Source organism: Methanosarcina hadiensis, from assembly GCF_046529725.1.
In the GTDB taxonomy this organism is placed as follows: Archaea; Halobacteriota; Methanosarcinia; order Methanosarcinales; family Methanosarcinaceae; genus Methanosarcina; species Methanosarcina hadiensis.
Genome location: NZ_CP136241.1, coordinates 861795 through 879731 on the forward strand (window position 1 = coordinate 861795; position 17937 = coordinate 879731).

At 41.1% G+C, this 17937-nt stretch carries 17 protein-coding genes; 8 read left to right on the plus strand and 9 right to left on the minus strand.

Going from position 1 to position 17937, the window contains the following annotated elements:
* Positions 1-221 precede the first annotated feature (221 nt).
* Complete coding sequence (locus tag RSJ42_RS03805; RefSeq protein WP_410509369.1) at positions 222-962, plus strand: metallophosphoesterase; 741 nt, start codon at positions 222-224, stop codon at positions 960-962.
* A gap of 260 nt (positions 963-1222) precedes the next feature.
* Here RSJ42_RS03805 and RSJ42_RS03810 read toward each other — a convergent pair whose 3' ends face one another.
* Positions 1223-2410, minus strand: a complete 1188-nt coding sequence (locus tag RSJ42_RS03810; RefSeq protein ID WP_410509370.1) for a tetratricopeptide repeat protein — start codon at positions 2408-2410, stop codon at positions 1223-1225.
* Between the two features lie 661 nt (positions 2411-3071).
* Positions 3072-3317 carry a hypothetical protein gene (locus tag RSJ42_RS03815; protein ID WP_410509371.1) on the minus strand — a complete coding sequence of 82 codons (246 nt, stop codon included), beginning with the start codon at positions 3315-3317 and terminating at the stop codon, positions 3072-3074.
* A 339-nt stretch (positions 3318-3656) separates the two neighbouring features.
* On the opposite strand from RSJ42_RS03815, the gene RSJ42_RS03820 reads away from it, so the two are divergent.
* Complete coding sequence (locus tag RSJ42_RS03820; RefSeq protein WP_410509372.1) at positions 3657-4061, plus strand: FxsA family protein; 405 nt, start codon at positions 3657-3659, stop codon at positions 4059-4061.
* A 50-nt stretch (positions 4062-4111) separates the two neighbouring features.
* Here RSJ42_RS03820 and RSJ42_RS03825 read toward each other — a convergent pair whose 3' ends face one another.
* Both RSJ42_RS03825 and RSJ42_RS03830 read right to left on the minus strand, forming a co-directional pair.
* Entirely contained in the window at positions 4112-4828 is a 717-nt protein-coding gene (locus RSJ42_RS03825; protein ID WP_410509373.1) for an LrgB family protein, read from the minus strand.
* Position 4829: 1 nt separating this feature from the next.
* The gene (locus tag RSJ42_RS03830) at positions 4830-5306 is read right to left on the minus strand and encodes a CidA/LrgA family protein (RefSeq protein ID WP_410509374.1); all 477 of its coding nucleotides are present in this window, start codon (positions 5304-5306) and stop codon (positions 4830-4832) included.
* Positions 5307-5527: 221 nt separating this feature from the next.
* Between RSJ42_RS03830 and nifS the strand changes: the two genes are divergently transcribed.
* From nifS to truD, 6 genes are all read left to right on the plus strand, one after another.
* Positions 5528-6718, plus strand: a complete 1191-nt coding sequence (gene nifS / locus RSJ42_RS03835) for a cysteine desulfurase NifS (RefSeq protein WP_410509375.1) — start codon at positions 5528-5530, stop codon at positions 6716-6718.
* A 29-nt stretch (positions 6719-6747) separates the two neighbouring features.
* Positions 6748-7131 (plus strand): Fe-S cluster assembly scaffold protein NifU, encoded by a 384-nt coding sequence (gene nifU / locus RSJ42_RS03840; protein ID WP_410509376.1) that lies wholly within the window; start codon positions 6748-6750, stop codon positions 7129-7131.
* A gap of 317 nt (positions 7132-7448) precedes the next feature.
* Positions 7449-8441: a tetrahydromethanopterin:alpha-L-glutamate ligase gene (gene mptN / locus RSJ42_RS03845; RefSeq protein ID WP_410509377.1), complete on the plus strand. Its 993-nt coding sequence runs from the start codon at positions 7449-7451 to the stop codon at positions 8439-8441.
* Between the two features lie 300 nt (positions 8442-8741).
* Positions 8742-9089 (plus strand): peptidyl-tRNA hydrolase Pth2, encoded by a 348-nt coding sequence (gene pth2, locus RSJ42_RS03850; RefSeq protein WP_048140301.1) that lies wholly within the window; start codon positions 8742-8744, stop codon positions 9087-9089.
* A 112-nt stretch (positions 9090-9201) separates the two neighbouring features.
* Complete coding sequence (locus RSJ42_RS03855) at positions 9202-10443, plus strand: transglutaminase-like domain-containing protein (protein WP_410509378.1); 1242 nt, start codon at positions 9202-9204, stop codon at positions 10441-10443.
* A gap of 235 nt (positions 10444-10678) precedes the next feature.
* Positions 10679-11995: a tRNA pseudouridine(13) synthase TruD gene (gene truD, locus RSJ42_RS03860; protein ID WP_410509379.1), complete on the plus strand. Its 1317-nt coding sequence runs from the start codon at positions 10679-10681 to the stop codon at positions 11993-11995.
* 292 nt (positions 11996-12287) lie between these two features.
* On the opposite strand, the gene RSJ42_RS03865 is transcribed toward truD, so the two are convergent.
* The 5 genes from RSJ42_RS03865 to RSJ42_RS03885 form a co-directional block, all read right to left on the minus strand.
* Positions 12288-12872, minus strand: coding sequence for a DUF4013 domain-containing protein (locus RSJ42_RS03865; RefSeq protein ID WP_410509380.1), 585 nt, complete (start codon positions 12870-12872; stop codon positions 12288-12290).
* 973 nt (positions 12873-13845) lie between these two features.
* Complete coding sequence (locus RSJ42_RS03870) at positions 13846-13980, minus strand: hypothetical protein (RefSeq protein ID WP_015410874.1); 135 nt, start codon at positions 13978-13980, stop codon at positions 13846-13848.
* A gap of 315 nt (positions 13981-14295) precedes the next feature.
* Complete coding sequence (gene pyrG, locus RSJ42_RS03875; RefSeq protein ID WP_410509381.1) at positions 14296-15900, minus strand: glutamine hydrolyzing CTP synthase; 1605 nt, start codon at positions 15898-15900, stop codon at positions 14296-14298.
* 450 nt (positions 15901-16350) lie between these two features.
* Complete coding sequence (locus RSJ42_RS03880) at positions 16351-17109, minus strand: hypothetical protein (RefSeq protein ID WP_410509382.1); 759 nt, start codon at positions 17107-17109, stop codon at positions 16351-16353.
* Positions 17110-17123: 14 nt separating this feature from the next.
* Positions 17124-17306 carry a methytransferase partner Trm112 gene (locus RSJ42_RS03885; RefSeq protein WP_410509383.1) on the minus strand — a complete coding sequence of 61 codons (183 nt, stop codon included), beginning with the start codon at positions 17304-17306 and terminating at the stop codon, positions 17124-17126.
* Positions 17307-17937 lie beyond the last annotated feature (631 nt).

Below are 17937 nucleotides of genomic sequence, written 5' to 3' on the forward strand. Positions count from 1 at the left end.
ATCTTCAGGTCTGGTATTCTAGCTCTTTAATTAAGTTTTGAGATTTAGTTCAGAAATGCTTATCGAATAAGATTTCCTCTTCTGTAATAAAAAACACTCAAAATGTATTCGGTAGTATCTAAAGATGAAAGAAACGCAATTAACGGGCTTACAGGGGTGATTTTATAACGCCATTTAGCAATTTCAGGAAAGAAAGGACAAAAGAAGAACTGCGCCTGATTATGCCAGAGATAAACGGGGTACTGGAGTCCGAGCCTGCTGTGCTCAGGATTGATCCCGAATCAATTATGCTCATAGGAGATATCCACGGAAACCTTGATGCCCTTGAGTTTGTAATGGCAATGAGAAAAAAACTGGGCTGTAAAGAAATTCTCTTTCTGGGGGACTACGTTGACCGAGGAACAGAGGGAACGGAAGTCCTTACTGAACTTTTCAGGATGAAGCTTGAGGAGCCTGAGAACGTTTTTCTTTTAAGGGGTAACCATGAAAGTGCTGATATGAATATTTATTATGGATTTTTTGAAGAGATAGGCTTTGACAGGGATTTTCTTCTCGATATCAGCAAGACATATGAAAGGTTTCCTGTAGCAGCATTAATATCAGGACATAGTTTCTGTGTACATGGAGGAATTAACGGAACCGAAAGTATTGATACCATTACAAAGGAAGGGGCTTTTCCCTATCTATGGAATGATCCTTCCGAACGCCCCGGGCTGATCACTTCATCGAGAGGCTCTACGGTCAGGGAATTCGGGCCTGATATTGTAGACGGTTTTTTGAAGGCGAATGGGATAAAAAGAATTATAAGAGGGCATACGGCCCTCAGGACCGGATATGAATGGTGGTTCGATGGAAAACTTCTTTCGCTTTTTTCCTGCCCTGATTATGTGGGACTGGGCAACGCTGCTGCTTTTGGTCTGATGAAGAGGGAAGAAGTAAAGATCATTACTTTTGAAAGTTAGAGTGGATGAGATACAAGCCTGGCTGCGTGAATAGAAACAGTGTGCTTAAGGTTGAATTTCAGAAAAAAGAAGTATGTTCCAGCCTGAGTCACTACTTCAGACTGGATTTTTACACTTTACCGGTTGTGATTTACGTTTCCGGTTATGATTTGATTTTTATCTGAGGCAAGAAATCTAGAAAGTTGGGAAATGTAAAGACAGATGCTAGTGTTAGTCTATGGACATATGTTAAACCTTTGATTTTTTTCCTGTAACTGCTATCAGTCCAGGATGATCCAGGTTTCCGTCATTTTGCTTCCTATATCCGGGTCGAGCTGCATGGCTTTCATATACTGGATTTTAGCCTCGTCAAAACGCCTCATTTTTCTCATAAGAAGACCATAATTGTAGTGGAGCGGAGGATAATAGGGATTCAGGGTAAGAGCTTTCTTGTATTCTTCTTCTGCTTCGGAGAAGCGCCCGAGTTCGGAAAGTAAGTTTCCGTAGCTGTAGTGCCCTTCGGCACTTTCCGGGTCAAGACTGAGAGCTTTTTTGTATTCAATTTCGGCTTCATACCTTCTTCCAAAGCGGGAAAGGAGATTTGCATAATTGGAATGTACTTTTGCATCGTTCTGGTCAAGGGCAAGGGCTTCCATGTACTGCTCTTCGGCTTCCGATACTCTGCCTTCCCTTGCAAGAAGGTTCCCGTAGTTGAAAAGTGTTCTCCTGTGCCTGGGGTTAAGGGAAAGAGCTTTTTTGTATTCAATTTCAGCCTCGGAGAAGCGCCCAAGGAAAGAGAGCAGAACACCGAAATTGTGGTGAAGGCTCGGGTCTTCCGGGTCAAGTCTCATTGCAAGCCTGTACTCTTTTTCAGCATCTCGGAGTCTCCCAAGCTCAAAAAGCATATTTGCATACCCGCCTCTTGCAGGGACATAATCAGGGTTGCCGGCAAGAGCTATTAAATAGCGGTCTTCTGCTTCCCTGAAGTACCCGTATTCTGTCAGAAGGTAAGCGTATCCGGCATTTGCTTTTACATTTTCGGGTGAGACATCAAGTACTGTTTTATACTCATTTTCTGCGTCCTCAATCCTTCCGAGCTCTAAAAGAAGTTCGGCATAAGCACATCTTGCGTCTGCATTTTCGGGGTTTTCTTTCAGGACTTCAAGGTAGCTTGCTTCGGCTTCTGGGGAAAAGCCCAGTATGTGCGCTGCAGTACCAAGTGCATAGCAGGACTCTTCACGGAGCTTTCCGGAAGCCTGCATTAAACATACCTTTGAAAGAACGTACTCTTCCATATGCATTTTTTGCTTCCTGCATGCACCAGAAAGGTCAAGCATGAGTTCCGGGGGGAAAGATTTTTCTTTTGATTTTTCCAGAGCAAAATCAACCGCGTGGGATAGGTTGTTCTGGTCGGAGCCAATTATTCCAATTACTTCGTACACAAAGTCGTCGATAACATTAAAGTCCATACATCCAGCACCTCAGAAGTAAGTGTTTTTATGGGGGGTTGTCAGTGTAACATCCTGAGTATACTTTTACGCTTAGGTGAATATATTAGTGAGTGAATAGTTAGTATCACTATTAGACATAATATTAGTGTTTGAATAGTGCATAAGAGGACCAGTATAATATTACAATTATCATATAACACTCTATCCCTTTGTAACGCAAAATAAAATGGCAACTGGATTGAACGACATCGTTTTCCTAAAAAAATAAATTCTGCAGGATAAAAATCAAGCAGGGTAAGACAAAGAGGTGATAAAAATAAAGTTGGAATTATAAAAGCATAAAAAATCACACAAAAAACTGGAAGGAAAAAGAGACAACTAAATAAATAAAAATACGATTGGAATAGAAAAGCATATCGAATGATAGAAGATACGAGAGATGAAAGGATTTAAAAAATTTCGATTATGGTATAAAATAAACGTTGAATAATAACTGGACGTATTAAGTGACAGATGAAAATCTGTTTAGATTAGCCTGTAAAAGGTAGTCTGTCATTTCAAAAATTGCAATCAATTTAAAAAGAAGGAATAAAAAGACGGGAAACAGGATAATAATCAATGAAAATTAAATAAGATTGGATGAGAAAAACACATGTTTAGCTCTTCTTATGTTTTTTAGTTACTGGCTACGGGTTTTTTCTGTCCCGCTGACAATCAATCCTGTGACCAGCCCTGCTCCGGCGCCCATTGCCATCCCGAGGACCGACCCTGTAACCTGAGACCCCATTGCAGGGCCCAGAATAAAGCTTCCAAATAGTATCCCGATTGCTGCACCGGCCCCGATACCTGCAGGCATCCATCTTCCCTGAGGCTGTTCTTTTTTTCCGGCTTTCACGTCATCTTTTGCGCTTTTTGTTTCGTCCATCTCTTTCGCTTATCCCACCTTGCTCATCTATTCGTTTCTTCAGCTATCCATTTCTTCAGCTTCTACTATCTTCTTTATTTTCCTTCCTATTAAAGAATTCCAGACAGGCTGGCAGAGGCATTTCTATTTTGCCCCAGGATAAAAAGACTATTTTGAGCTCGATCAGAAGGATCTTCTCAGTTCTTGGAAGTTGTATTCTATAACTCGATTTCTTTATCATGTTCAGAAAAAGTAATATATTAGAACTATACTCTCCTTATTGCTTAAAGACTTAAGTTGAATTGCCTGTACTGAAAACTACAGATACCTGAAAAATCACTTAATGCTGAAACCACGATCATGTTTTTTAAACTTTTTTCTCTGTTCCTGATTATCCCCATTGTGGAGATTTATCTCCTTATCAGGATAGGAAATATAATCGGAGCTCTGAACACCGTACTTATTATTTTGATAACCGCAAGCATTGGAGCTTACCTGACAAAAAGCCAGGGTTTCAGGGTGCTCCGCCAGATCCAGGATGCGGTCAGTCGGGGGTACATGCCTGGAAATGAGCTTCTGCATGGGCTCTTTGTGTTAATAGGAGGTTTTGCCCTCCTGACTCCCGGACTTCTTAGCGATACCATAGGTCTTTCCATGCTCATTCCTCAGACTCGAAAGGTCTATGTGGAGATAGCAAAAGGAATCATAAAGAAAAAAATACAGCAGGGCAACTTCCAGATGCGGATGTATACGGATTTCAGATAACAGAACCTCAGGAATGAGCTTTATTTCCATCTGGTTTTTTCTTTATAATTTCAGGGCAGGAATCCGAACACATAAAGCAACAGAGGTGCCAGAAAAATCGTAATAATGCCAGCAATTCCTATTGCAAGTCCGCTCATTGCCCCTTCGGTTTCCCCGAGTTCTATCGCTCTTGTTGTCCCGAGAGCGTGAGAAGCTGTTCCGATTGCAATCCCGACTGCGACGCTATCCTTTATTCGGAAGAAGCGGCAGATAAGCGGACCCAGTACAGCTCCTGTGATTCCTGTTACTACAATTGCTGCTACTGTTATTGCAGGCAGGCCGCCTATCTGTTTTGAGATCTCTATTCCTATGGGAGTGGTTACGGATTTGGGAACAAGAGAACTGGTTATGACCTGGTCAAGGCCAAAGAGGCTGGATAGGATAAGAATGCTTAAAATTCCTGTTATGCATCCTGCACTTATGCCTGCAATTATAGGAAGTGCATCGGTTTTCAGGAGCTTGATTTTCTTATAGAGGGGTACGGCAAGGACTACGGTCGACGGCCCAAGGAAGAAGGAGATGTAGTCTCCGCCCACGTTATAAGTCTCGAAATCTATCCTGAAGTAAAGGAGGAAAAGAATCACAAGAACAAAACCCACAAGAAGAGGATTAAAGAGAGAAGAGCGAGTTTTTTTATAGAGCAGAGTACCTATCTGAAAAGCAACCAGGGACAGAAGGATCCCAAAAAGGGGTGTTCCGAGAAACTCATTAAGGAAATCGGTTTGCATTTCAGTTCTCCTCTTCTGTCTTTCTTTCAAGTGATTTCACTCTTTCATATATCCGAATTTCTTTTTGGGATCTCTTGCTCATGCTTTTCCTTTCCCCGGACAAGACTGTCTCTATCGACTCTGAAGGCACTGGCTTTTTTTGAGTTAACTTTTTAACAAACTCCACTGTCAGCCCTGTGACGCTCAGAACAACTACTGTTGAGATAATGGAAACCCCGAGAATTGCAGTCCATTTTCCTTCAAGCACGGAAAAACAGGTTATGAGGCTGACTCCTGCCGGAAGGAAGAAAAAAGCCAGGTTCTCAAGTAAAAAACGGCTTATCCTGTCTATCATTTCAAGCTTTATTATGCCCGAAAGCAGGAAGAAAAAAAGGATTAACATACCCAGTATATTGCCCGGAACAGGTAGTTCGAACATCTTTTGAAGCAGCTCGCCCAGAAAATAAATGCAGAGAATAACTGAAAATTGTTTTAGCAAAAACCTATTTTCCTCCTGTTAATTGAACCGGACTAAACAAATAGAATTATAAATAACTTCTCAGCGCTGGAAAAATTATTTGCAGTGTATCTTCTTAACCCGTTAACCTGCACTTTTGGATCGGTTCGGATATTTTGCAGTTTCAGGCACAGAATGTAAACTTCAGGAAAACGCACAATAAATTCATATCAAGCGAACTCCTATTTTCCTAGGGTGTTCTGATGGGAGAGAACCGCTTTGTATACATGGACCACGCAGCTACCACTTTCACAAAACCTGAAGTGGTTGAAGCCATGCTGCCTTTTTTGAAAGATCATTTTGGGAATCCCTCTTCTTTGTATTCAATAGGCAGGGAAGCTAAAGAAGCTGTGGAAACATCCAGGGAAAAGATCGCACAGGCTCTGGGAGCAAAACCCGACGAAATTTACTTTACTTCAGGGGGAACCGAGTCTGATAACTGGGCTGTTAAAGGAACTGCTTTTTCCAGGCAAAAGAAAGGGAAGCATATTATCAGCACGCCAATAGAACACCATGCAGTACTTTATCCCTGTGAGTATCTTGAAACACAGGGCTTTAAAGTAACCTATTTGCCCGTGGACGAATACGGACTTGTAAAACCGGGAGAACTGGAAGCTGCAATAAGAGATGATACTATCCTGATTTCAATAATGTATGCCAATAACGAAATAGGGACTATAGAGCCCATTCCTGAGATAGGAAAAACTGCCCGAGAGCACGGGATTCCTTTCCATACCGATGCAGTGCAGGCAATAGGAAATATTCCCCTTGATCTCCACGGGAAAGATAAGCACATAGATATGCTTTCTCTTTCCTCGCATAAATTCTACGGGCCGAAAGGGGTGGGAGCCCTCTATATAAGGGAAGGGATAGAAATTGACAATTATATGCACGGAGGAGCCCAGGAGAAAGAAAAGCGGGCCGGAACGGAGAATGTTGCAGGAATCACAGGAATGGGGAAAGCAATAGAGCTTGCGACTGCAAATATCGAGAAGCATAGCGAAGAAATAAGGAAAATGAGGGACCGCCTCAGGGCAGGAATACAGGAAATTCCCGACTGCAGGCTGAACGGCCACCCGGAAAAGCGCCTTCCAGGGAACCTGAACTTTAGCTTTGAGTATATAGAAGGGGAGTCGTTGCTACTTATGCTTGACCAGATGGGAGTATGCAGTTCTACAGGTAGTGCCTGTTCCTCCGGCTCGCTTGACCCTTCGCACGTGCTCAGTGCAATAGGGGTACCTCCTGAAATTTCCCAGGGTTCTTTGCGCCTGACCCTTGGGGATGCAAATAATGAAGACGATATTGATTATGTGCTTGAAGTGCTGCCTCAGGTTGTGGGAAAATTGAGGGCTATATCTCCGTTCTATAAACCGGCAAGTGTATGTGAAAAGTAAATGCAAAAAATGCAAGTTGAGGGGATTTTGTGTATAATAAGAAAGTAATGGACCATTTTATGAATCCGAGAAACGTGGGGGAAATAGAAAACGCGGATGGAGTGGGAGAAGCAGGAAATCCGCACGGAGACCAGATGAAGATTTTCCTGAAAATTCGGGATAATAAAATTGAAGATGTAAAATTCAAGACATTCGGCTGTGCAGCAGCAATTGCGTCCAGCAGCATGGCAACCGAAATGATAAAAGGCAAAACCCTTGAAGAGGCCTGGGAACTGACAAACGAAGCCGTAGCTGAAGCACTTGAGGGGCTGCCTCCGGGAAAGCTGGAGTGTTCAGTGGTGTCGAGGGAAGCTACCCACAGAGCAATCAATGATTACCGCAAAAAACAGGGGCTCGAACCTATGAAAGAATGAGCCTATGAAAGAATGAGCCTATGAAAGAATGAGTCTGAAAAGAGAAACATATAAAACTCTCTAAATTGTCGGGTTTCTTGAGTTATCGGTCAATAATAACTTTCCCGGGGCTAAATCCGATAAGGATTCATTTCAGGAACCTTTTAATGATGCATCTCAGGAGCCTTTTAATGATGCATCTCAGGAGCCTTTAATCTTCCTTACCTTTAATCTTTCTTACGTTTAATCTTCCTTACCTTTAATTTTCCTTATATCTCGCTGCAATTTTGATAACTCAATATCGTAAACTTCATTATAAAAGTACCAGATCATACCTTATGAAAAAAATAGGGATTGCAATCACCGATCCGGAGGACTGGACAGCCCGTGCACTTATTAGCGCGGCTAGAGGAAAGGGTTTTTCTCCTTCTGTTCTTGACCTCAGAAAGGCAGAGGTCAGGATAAATTCCGGAAATTCCGGACCGGGCACTCTGCCAGCAGCCCTTTTTAAGGCTGGAGAAATTCTGCTCTCAGACCTTGATGCACTCATTATAAGGGATGTGGGTGCAGGAGCTTATGAAGGAGTCTCTTTCAGGTTTGATATCCTCAGGGAACTGGAGGCAGAGGGAGTTCCAGTAATAAATTCTCCGGAAGCTATCCAGAGTGCGGCTAACAAGTACCATGCTTCTTACCTTCTGGCAAGAGCCGGGCTGCCCGTACCCGATACCGTGGCTGTCCAGAATACGGAAGCAGCTTTAAAAGTAATATCCAGGTTCGGAGACGCCGTTATAAAACCTGTTTTTGGTTATAAAGGGAAGGACATTGCAAGGGTGAAGGAATGGGAAATCCAGTTTTCAGACCGAAAAACCGGGCCTTTGCCTGTTGAAGAAACTATTCAAAAACTGCTTGAAGAGAAAGGGATGCTCTATATTCAGGAATTTATAGAAAACCCTGGTAGAGATATAAGGGCTTTTGTTGTAGGCGGTACTGCCATAGGTGCGATTTATAGAAAAGCTGCTGCAGGTTCCTGGGTGAACAACCTCAGTCAGGGAGGGAGTTCGGATAGATGTATACTTACCGATAAACAGAAAGAAATTGCCGAAAAAGCCTCCCTCGCAATTGGCACAGCATTTGCAGGTATTGATATTATAGAAGGGCTGGAAGGTCCGAATAAAAACACAAACAGTAAAGTTAAAGATCAAAGCAGTGAAAAAGAGCAGAACCCCAGGATACTTGAGGTCAATGGGACACCTTCGGGAAAAGGGATTTTTGATGCATGGGGTATAAATCCTGCTGACTATATTGTGGAATACCTTGAAAATTTTTTGTGAATTAACTATAAATGTTATTGAAGAGAGTATAACATATTTTAGAAAGATATTTAATACAGGTAAATCAAATCTGTGACCGACAGAAGTGTGGAGCAATAGAAGATAACCTTTATTTTAAGCAGCCTGAGAATAAAAAATGCGTGAATAACAATAAAAAATGCGTAAACAACAATCAAAAAATGTGTAAGCAACAACCTTAATAAAATTACTAAGCTTAAAAGGTTCTGGCTTTCAAGCTGAAAAATCTGCACAGAAAACATTTAAGATATAGGCTGTCTTTGAGTAAGCCCGAGGCAAAAAATGAGTGAGTACAAACAATGTATAGTTACACGGGACGACCTGAAACTTTCTAAGGGTAAATTTGCTGTACAGGTAGCCCATGCTGCCCTTTCTGCAGCTGAGTGGGCAAGCAAAAGCGACCTTGAGAAATGGAAAGAAGGAGGGCAAAAAAAAGTTGTCCTGAAAGTTCCTACCCTTAAGGATCTCTACGAGCTTAAGGAAAAGGCAAGAAGGGAAGGGCTCCCAACCGCCCTTATACAGGATGCAGGCCTTACAGAAATTCCTCCCGGAACAGTTACTGTGCTCGGGATCGGACCGGCAAAAGAAGAGATTATAGATAAAGTTACGCGGGATCTTAAGCTCGTTTAACTACCGGGCAAAGGAATTAGAATCCATTAAAAAGCCGGAAAAGGATGCCTGAAGAGATGTTTTCACTGTCAGAAAAGAAATTCTGCCTGCTATTCAATTCAGGAGGGCATTCATGAATAGATCAGAGGTTTCAGAAAAAGATATAGCCTCGACAATTGCTGTCCTATGCATAATCCTTTTGCTAATAATAATGACCTGGTTTCTCTTTCCAAACTCTGTCAGCAGTCTTACAAATGATTTAAAAGATTTTCTTGGTCTGGATACCGGAGATGAAAACCCGGATAATATTTTTACTCCTGATATAGCATCTTTTACTTCACCGTCGATACCTTCTTATTCCGTTACGGAAAAAGAACTTACTCCTATTCTGAGGACTCCACTACAACCTGGTTTCTCTATCAGCAGCAACTATCAGACCTCAGAGCTTTTCCAGGGAGGGGTAGGTTATCTGAAAATAAGAATCAAAAATGAAGGACGGAACCCAATCTTTATTGACAGGTACGGAGTTTCGGTTAATTCCACAGGGAACCGGATTTTTTCCGAAGACTGCGGAGTGTTACTTACCCCGGGAGAGGAGCAGGTTCTCGGAATAATCACAGTCCAGGTGCCTGAAAAAGAGACAGCCAGGTTTAGTATTGTTCTGTGGCTTCTCGCTTCGACATCGGAAGGAAAGTGGCATGAATACGATCCCTATGTCCTGAACGGGTTCGCTGCAGATCTGAAACCAATGCCCGAAAAAATGAATCCAAAATACAGGTATAATCCTGATTATTACTTTAAAACAATAAACCGACTTGTAGAGCCGTCCGAGCCCAGTGTGAGAGCCAGAGCAGCCGAAACAGCTCGATTGTACCCGGGAGCTTATAATATCTATCAGGTATGCGCCCTTTTTGATATGGTAAAGGAAGAGGTCGAATACATAAGCGATCCGAGAGGGAATGATATATGGGAACCAGCCAATGTTACTCTAAGGATCGGAGCAGGAGATTGTGAGGACCAGGCAATTCTTCTCTCATCCATGATCGAAGCCATTGGGGGCACTACTCGAGTCTATCTGACAGACGACCACGCCTTTGCAGCGGTTTATCTGGGCAACGGAACCGAGGCAACCGAGAACGCAGTTAAAGGGGTAAGGACTTACTACGGAGACGTCGATGTAAATTACCTTACTGACGAGTATGGTTCCTGGCTCATGCTCGACCCTACTTCCAGCCTTTATGCAGGCGGGCTTCCCGGAAAAACAGCTCAGATAAAAATCAAGGGATCGGAAGGTAATGAAACTGAAAGAAGCTGGACATTCGTGAATACTAGACAGGTGAAAGTGATCGACATCAGCACCAGGGAAATCAAATAAGTTCCCTGATGCCCTATAATTGATTAAGTTTCACATATTGAACCTGACAACAAATATAAAGGAAACTTTTCAGGAAATATTGATCTCAACCACTAATTAACATTTTTTTATCTTTTTATGTTCAATCAAAAAAATCCGACTATAAATTTTGCCCAGAGCTTATTCAAAATTATTCATTATCAAATTTATTCAGTTAATCAAATACATTCAGCTTATTAAAGGAGTGTTTTTACCTATGGAAGTCCCGGAAATTGAAAAACAGATAGGAATAAATCTTTACTCTACTGACACAAAAGGCCTTGGAGGGCAGCTCCGCCAGGAAATAGAAGACTTCATTGTAAAAGAGATAACAAATAGGGAGGAAGGACAGGAAGGGAAATACCTCATTCTCGAACTCACGAAAAGGGACTGGGATACTCACCACTTCACACGGACCCTTGCAAGAATCCTGCAGGTAAGCCAGAAAAGAATCAGTGTTGCAGGTACAAAGGACAAAAGGGCACTGACTACGCAAAAGATAAGCATATATGATACCGATGCATCCGAAATTGAAAAAATCCACTTAAAAGATATAGAGCTGAAAGTACTGGGACGCTCCCGAAAGTCTGTAGAACTTGGAGACCTATGGGGAAACGATTTCATTATTACAGTGAGGAATATAGGGAATTCTCCGGAAGAGACAGAGTTTCTCCTCAAAAAGACAACCGATGAAATCCTTGCTCAGGGAGGAGTCCCGAACTTCTTTGGGATCCAGCGTTTCGGCTCTGTCCGTCCTGTCACTCATCTGGTAGGAAAAGCCATTGTTGAAGGAAACTTTGAAAAGGCAGCCCTCCTTTATATTGCCGAACCTTTCCCGGATGAGCCCGAGGATACAAAAAATGCCCGCCAGTTTGTTAAAGAGACGCGGGATTTCAGAGAAGGGCTTAAAACATATCCACTCCGCCTGGGACACGAAAGGGCTATGATGAACCATTTGATAGCGAATCCTGAAGACTACGCCGGAGCTTTCCGTGTGCTTCCCCAGAACCTCTACAGGATGTTTGTGCACGGGTACCAGTCCTTTATTTATAATACGATCCTCTGCCGCCGGATAGAAGCCGGAATACCTTTAAACAGGGCAGTTGAAGGCGATATAGTTTGCTTCAGGAACGAAGCCGGGCTTCCTGACTCCTCAAAAACTGAAAAAGTTACCTCTGAGACCGTAAATGCCATGAACCGCCTGGTAAAGCGCGGCAGAGCTTTCATAACCGCCCCTCTTCCGGGTTTCAATACCGAATTCACATCAGGAGCGCAGGGAGATATAGAATATGGAGTTCTTAAGGAACTTGGAGTATCTCTTGACGGCTTTAATATAGGAGAGTTCCCTGAAATGAGCTCTAAAGGCACCCGCAGGGAAGTTCTCCTGCAGGTTGAACCAAAGTTTGAGGCTGCTGCGGATGACCTGAATCCGGGGAAATCAAAAACAGTTCTTGAATTCATGCTGCCAAAGGGAAGTTACGCCACAACCGTTCTGCGTGAATATATGAAAGTAGACCCGTTGCAGATGGACTGAAAAGCTAGAAGCATAGGGTGGTATAGAAAGAGCATAATGCCATCAAGAAAACGAAGGTAGAAACAAAAGTAGAAAAAAGTAGAGACAAAAGTAGAGACAAAAGTAGAAACAAAAGTAGAAAAAAGTAGAAAAAAGTAGAAACAAAAGTAGAAAAACAGGAAATCAGGTAAATTTCAGGCATACGCAATTATCAGGATATGCAATTTTCAGGGATATGCAATTATGCCGGATTAAAGAAAGGTATCCAGACCAGATCTTTCTGGCCTGGAGCAAATGCAGTATTATTCAATCTTCACAGGCTGGAACCTGTTCTCCTTTCCACTAATCTTCCGTACATGTTTGCTACGAATATTGAATTTGTGAAAAGCATTCCAGGTATGCCCACAAGTACTATTGAGAGAACCATAAATATGATAACAAGAGCATACTGTTTCAGCACTGTAATTATATATTCTCCAATATTTTCCTTGACAACATTCAGAATGTTAAACTCAAAGAATGATTCAATAGTCTGTTTTCTCATGAAATTAACGGCGAGCATCGGGATCACAAAGAATCCTAACAGCAGGCTGATAAGACTTCCTAGTGTTTCATTGACATATGTTGCAGCAGACAATATGATTACATATGCTATATAGAAGGGAAGAGCTTTCAGGAATAGCATGAATCCGAGTTTCAGGTCTTCCATAAAGTCCAATTTTATAGGTCCCTCATATCGGCCTTCGATAAACTCATTAACAAGCCTCACACCATAACCGAAAAGTGCAAGCCATCCTATAACAGGAACAAATACTAAGAGTGCATAAAGGAGCCTTCCAGGCGTTTTGAAAGGATATTTGAAAGCTTCTGAAAAACTTATAGTTTCTATAATTATCACCAGATATATCCCTATTTTTTGAGTATATAAAACTTTTTAAAAATAATTCTAAATAAATATATAAGATTTAACAAATAAATTTATGAAGATGTTAAAAACTGAGAAGATATGCCGATGATTTATAGACTGCAATAATAATTAAGCGAAAACTAAAAAATATATATAAGATAAGGATCTCTTTTTTAGCTGAAATTCAGCATATAAACATCAAAATGCATTCATTCGAGATTATGCATTATTTAACAAAGAAAGAGTAAGATTAACTTTTCTAAAAATATACTTGCATAGTTTATAATTGCATTTGCGAACATGTATGTATAAAAAAACCGGATTGATCTTTAAGATATAGAATTCATGATAGCTTCTTTAACCATTCCAGATCTTCTCACCGGTCTTTTGAAAAAATTTACCGTTATTTCCTCCTTTTCTCTTTTTCTCTTTTTCATGCATTTTCTTCGTTGTTTTATTGCCTGAAGAGGCTTTCTTCTGCAGCTTTTCCATTTCTTCGCGAGCCTTAGAGTTAGAGATCTGTCCAATTCTTTCTTATCCGTTATAATATAACGACCCTTCAATAAGATTGCTAGCGCACCTCATCGCATATTTTCGCAGCTTAGACATAATAATATATTTATATAGATATGAACATTGAGTATTTAAACTATTTAATAATCCCGACAGGAAGGTTTTGACAGGAACGGATACCTTAGAGAGAAATAATAAAAATATGAAGCAAATTTAAGAATAATAAGAATATGAAACAAATTTAAGAACTTTCGGCGAATTTAAAAACTCAAGAGTAAGAAAAGCCCGCAAAAAGAAGGTTTTAATCGTATAGAAGTTCTAAATTGTATAAAAGTTTTGAACGCACAAAAATCTTTAATCGCATCTAATTGAGAAGAATTTCCGGGACAGGATATTATCAGTCCCGGGCTTTTTCACTAACATAGAACAAAAAGAAGAAGATTGTTAAAGATTATTTTTTCTTCATTTCCTTTGCAAGTTTCTTCTTTGCGTCCTTGCTGCCTGCGGAAGCCATTTTTTCCAGCTCCTGCATCTTTTCTTTCTTAGCTGCCTTTTTCTTATCCATATCTTTTTTAGACATTGCCATGGTATATACCTTCATAGAATTTAATATGAGTAAAATATCCGTACAGGTATGAATATAAACACGTTACCAGATATAAGTACAGTACCTCAACAGATATCACATTAATCCATTATTTTCATTCTTAAAACTATTTATCAGTTTCCCGCGAGAGGGAATTTTCAATTTTTATTATACTTTCTATACCGCTGTTACAGGTATAAGTTGCTGGTATAAGACAGAAGCGGTCTTTCAGAAGCTTTGTTTGTAGAACAAATAAGTGCAGAAAAAGACTGAAGAGAAAAAAATTCCCTCCAATATTCTAACAAATTGCTGCTTTTATTGATCTTCTCTTTCTTTCCTGTATTTGCACATTGCCCTGACAAAGCCCCTGAATGGGGGAGACGGCCTTCCAGGTCTTGACCTGAACTCGGGATGGAATTGAGAAGCAAAGAAGAAACGCTTGCCAGGAATTTCGGCAATTTCCATCCTATTTTTATTTTTGCCGGAAAAGACCATGCCAAAGGACTCGAGTCTGTCTACGAACTCAGGATTTACTTCATACCTGTGGCGGTGGCGTTCAACAATATAATTGGTTCCGTAAAGCTTTGTGGCAAGGGAGCCTTCCTTAAGGATAGCATCATAATCTCCGAGGCGCATGGTGCCGCCCATATCCGCAACTCCGGTCTGCTCAGGAAGGATATCAATTACAGGGTAAGGAGTATCTTCGTCAAACTCCGTGCTGTTTGCATCTCCAAGGTTTACTACATTTCTTGCAAATTCGATTACAGCAAGCTGCATACCCAGACAGATCCCAAGGAACGGAATATCGTTTTCCCTGGCAAATTTGATTGCAAGCATCTTGCCTTCAGTTCCTCTCCCTCCAAAACCTCCGGGTATCAGGATGCCGTCAAACTGTTTTAGCTTCTCAATCTCCGAAAGGTTTTCTTCAAGAGTTTCAGCCTCAACCATGTTGACTTCAACTCTGCACGCGTTGTCAATTCCACCGTGCTTTACAGCTTCAAGGATGCTGAGATAGGAGTCTTCGAGGTTTGTGTATTTGCCCACAATTGCCAGCCTGACTTCTTCGGTCGTGGATTTCATCCTTTCTACCATTTCTCTCCATCCACTGTCCTCAACACAGGACTCCAGCTTCAGGTGCTTCATCAGTCTGGTGGTCAGGCCCTGTTCCTCTATCTCAAGAGGCACCTCGTAGATATCGGCGGCATCATGAGCGCTGATAACCAGTTCCTGAGGCACATCACAGAATAAGGCGATTTTTTCTTTGGCACTTTCCTGAAGAGGAGTCTTTGACCTTGTAACTATTACCTCCGGGCTCAGGCCAAGAGCCCTGAGCTCTTTGACCGAGTGCTGTGAAGGCTTGGTTTTTTGCTCACCCTGCAGGTCTTCCATCACAAGTGTCACATGGATAAATACAATATTTTCCGAAGGTTCTTCCCTGTGCATCTGGCGGACTGCTTCAAGGAAAGGCATACTCTCAATGTCTCCTACAGTCCCTCCTATCTCAATGAGACAGATATCAGCCCCACTCCTGGCTGCAACCTTCCTTATTTTGTTTTTTATTTCATTTGTAATATGAGGAATAATCTGGACAGTCTTTCCAAGATAATCTCCCCTTCTCTCCTTGGCAATTACTTCCTGGTAGACCTTGCCTGTGGTGAGGTTGTGATCTCTGGTAAGTTCCGTGTCAAGGAACCTCTCGTAATTTCCAAGATCCAGGTCAACTTCACCTCCGTCCCTGAGCACAAAGACTTCCCCGTGCTGATAGGGACTCATTGTGCCTGCATCGATATTGATATAAGGGTCAATCTTGATAGCCGTAACTTTGTAACCTTTGTTTTTCAGGTTTCTGCCAATGGATGCAATGGTGATGCCTTTCCCAAGCCCACTCATCACCCCACCGGTAACTACAATGTACTTCATGGGTAAGCTTCCTCGATAGTTTTTTTAATAGGGTTTTGGACAGTAAGAAAGTCCTGTCAATATCAGAGTAAAGAGTGCAAAGAGTGCAACTTATATAGTTATACAAATTTTTGATTTAATTCTTCAGTACGAACACAATACCAATATCTTCATGATATAAAAATTACTCTCTAATTCTAAAGGGCTAATATCCACTGGAAACTAAAACCTGAACTGGGGCAAAAGGAACTCAAAAATATAAATTTTATCAATTAAAAGACCAGAGGACTTAAAAAAGTTTTAAGGATAAAAAAGGCTCAGACAGGAGATTTGGCTGAATATCTTAAAGGAGATTTAGCTTAACATCTCAATCGTCTGAGGTTATTTGCTTTAATTTAAGGCCAGTTTCAATACAGGTTTCTTAATCGAATTAGTTTCAGCTGGATACGGAATATAAACGCTCCTGATTCCTTAAATTTCATCCATAAATTTTAGCAGAATATAGGTCGTACAGGTTACGAACAGGATTGAAAACAAAAGGGACTGAGTAAAACTTACATTGAACTGGACACTATCTGGCAGCATAAAATAAAGGAAGAACAGGGATATAAGAAGCAAAAACCCACCAACAGCCAGAGTTAAAGGAAACCCGTCGTGTTCTCCCGCACCTTTTCTAACTCTCTTTCTTGGGGAAGTTGATAGACCTCCTTTAAAATTCCTGAAAGCTGAGGTTGAGATTCCGCCAAATCCGCTTCCGCCTGATATCCGGGAGCGAGAAGCTTTCTTTACAGGCTCTGATACGGAAAGTCTTGAGGTTTCAAACTCTTCCGCGTCTTCTTCCCATTTATTCGGCTCATCTTTTCTGGATTCCTGCGGTTTTACCTCTGTCTTTCCAAGCTGTACCGGAAAACCCTTCTTCTTTGAGCCGTAACCAGCAGTAATGAAGATCTGACCTTTTGTAAGCATCCTGCCTTCCTGCGGGATCCTTGCAACAGCGGAGACATACTCTTTCTGGAGCACATAAGGGTTGTCCCGTAAAAATGTAATCTGACCTTTCAGCTCTTCGCTAACGGAAAGGTGGATGTGCGTTGGAGACCCATGGTTGGTGATAAGGATTTCAAAAGTCTGCTCTCCACCTGGATAAAGAGGAATTTCAATACTTTCTTTTTCGAACTCTATTGAGTTTATTTCCTGCCGATTGATAATAACATTCTGAAATATCTGCTCCAAGTTCAACCCTCACATCAGTTCCTGAGGTCTGCAGGAAGCAAATTCGGAATTCCCTCGTCTATGGGGTAATGTTCTTTACAGACAGGACAATAAAGGGTTCCGGATATGACCTCTTTTTCATTTTCTTCAACAACGTTCAAAACCAGGTCGCCCTTACATACGGGGCAGGCCAGAATATCCATAAGATCTTTTTTCACTAAAATTCACCATTAAAACCACTTTTAAGATAGGGGAGACAGAGTTTTACTTTTCGCAGGTACAATCCAAGATTATATTTTCATAATCGCCTGCATATTATTTTTTTCTTCCTGTATATGGGGAACCAGTCCTGCTACCTGTTATCTACATCAAATTCTGGTATATTCGCCGTAGAGATTTACTTATACTCCTGTGCTGATCACAAATCCATTCACAGGTCTCAGGTTCCTTATCATTAATATTTTGTCTTTTGATGTTTATCCTCAGATAGTGATTTGTTTTTAACCATTTGACTAAATAACTTCACCGGTTCATTATCTCTATCTTTTGATCCCGGTCATGTAGGGCACTTATTATATTCAATAAATCTTTCTTCAATATTCAATAAATCCTTCTTCAATTCATCTTTATATTTTAATGTAATCTAAGTGTTTCCTGGTAATTTATCCGGGTGCTTACCGGTAACTTCTCTGGATGCTTATAGCTAACTTATCATTTTATAGCCTATTTATGAGTTGGGTTTTAGATTTTTATCCAGAGTAATAACTTTAGATATATATTAACACGTTGCTTTTTTTAAAAAAGTTTATAAAATAATAGCATTTGATATTTTAAACAATTTGTTTAATT

Coding starts and splice junctions, on each gene's coding strand:
- RSJ42_RS03815 (WP_410509371.1), bottom strand. CDS start 3,317: ATGGACGAAACAAAAAGCGCAAAAGATGACGTGAAAGCCGGAAAAAAA.
- RSJ42_RS03810 (WP_410509370.1), bottom strand. CDS start 2,410: ATGGACTTTAATGTTATCGACGACTTTGTGTACGAAGTAATTGGAATA.
- RSJ42_RS03820 (WP_410509372.1), top strand. CDS start 3,657: ATGTTTTTTAAACTTTTTTCTCTGTTCCTGATTATCCCCATTGTGGAG.
- nifS (WP_410509375.1), top strand. CDS start 5,528: ATGGGAGAGAACCGCTTTGTATACATGGACCACGCAGCTACCACTTTC.
- pyrG (WP_410509381.1), bottom strand. CDS start 15,900: ATGAAGTACATTGTAGTTACCGGTGGGGTGATGAGTGGGCTTGGGAAA.
- RSJ42_RS03825 (WP_410509373.1), bottom strand. CDS start 4,828: ATGCAAACCGATTTCCTTAATGAGTTTCTCGGAACACCCCTTTTTGGG.
- RSJ42_RS03855 (WP_410509378.1), top strand. CDS start 9,202: ATGAATAGATCAGAGGTTTCAGAAAAAGATATAGCCTCGACAATTGCT.
- pth2 (WP_048140301.1), top strand. CDS start 8,742: ATGAGTGAGTACAAACAATGTATAGTTACACGGGACGACCTGAAACTT.
- RSJ42_RS03805 (WP_410509369.1), top strand. CDS start 222: ATGCCAGAGATAAACGGGGTACTGGAGTCCGAGCCTGCTGTGCTCAGG.
- mptN (WP_410509377.1), top strand. CDS start 7,449: ATGAAAAAAATAGGGATTGCAATCACCGATCCGGAGGACTGGACAGCC.
- RSJ42_RS03870 (WP_015410874.1), bottom strand. CDS start 13,980: ATGGCAATGTCTAAAAAAGATATGGATAAGAAAAAGGCAGCTAAGAAA.
- truD (WP_410509379.1), top strand. CDS start 10,679: ATGGAAGTCCCGGAAATTGAAAAACAGATAGGAATAAATCTTTACTCT.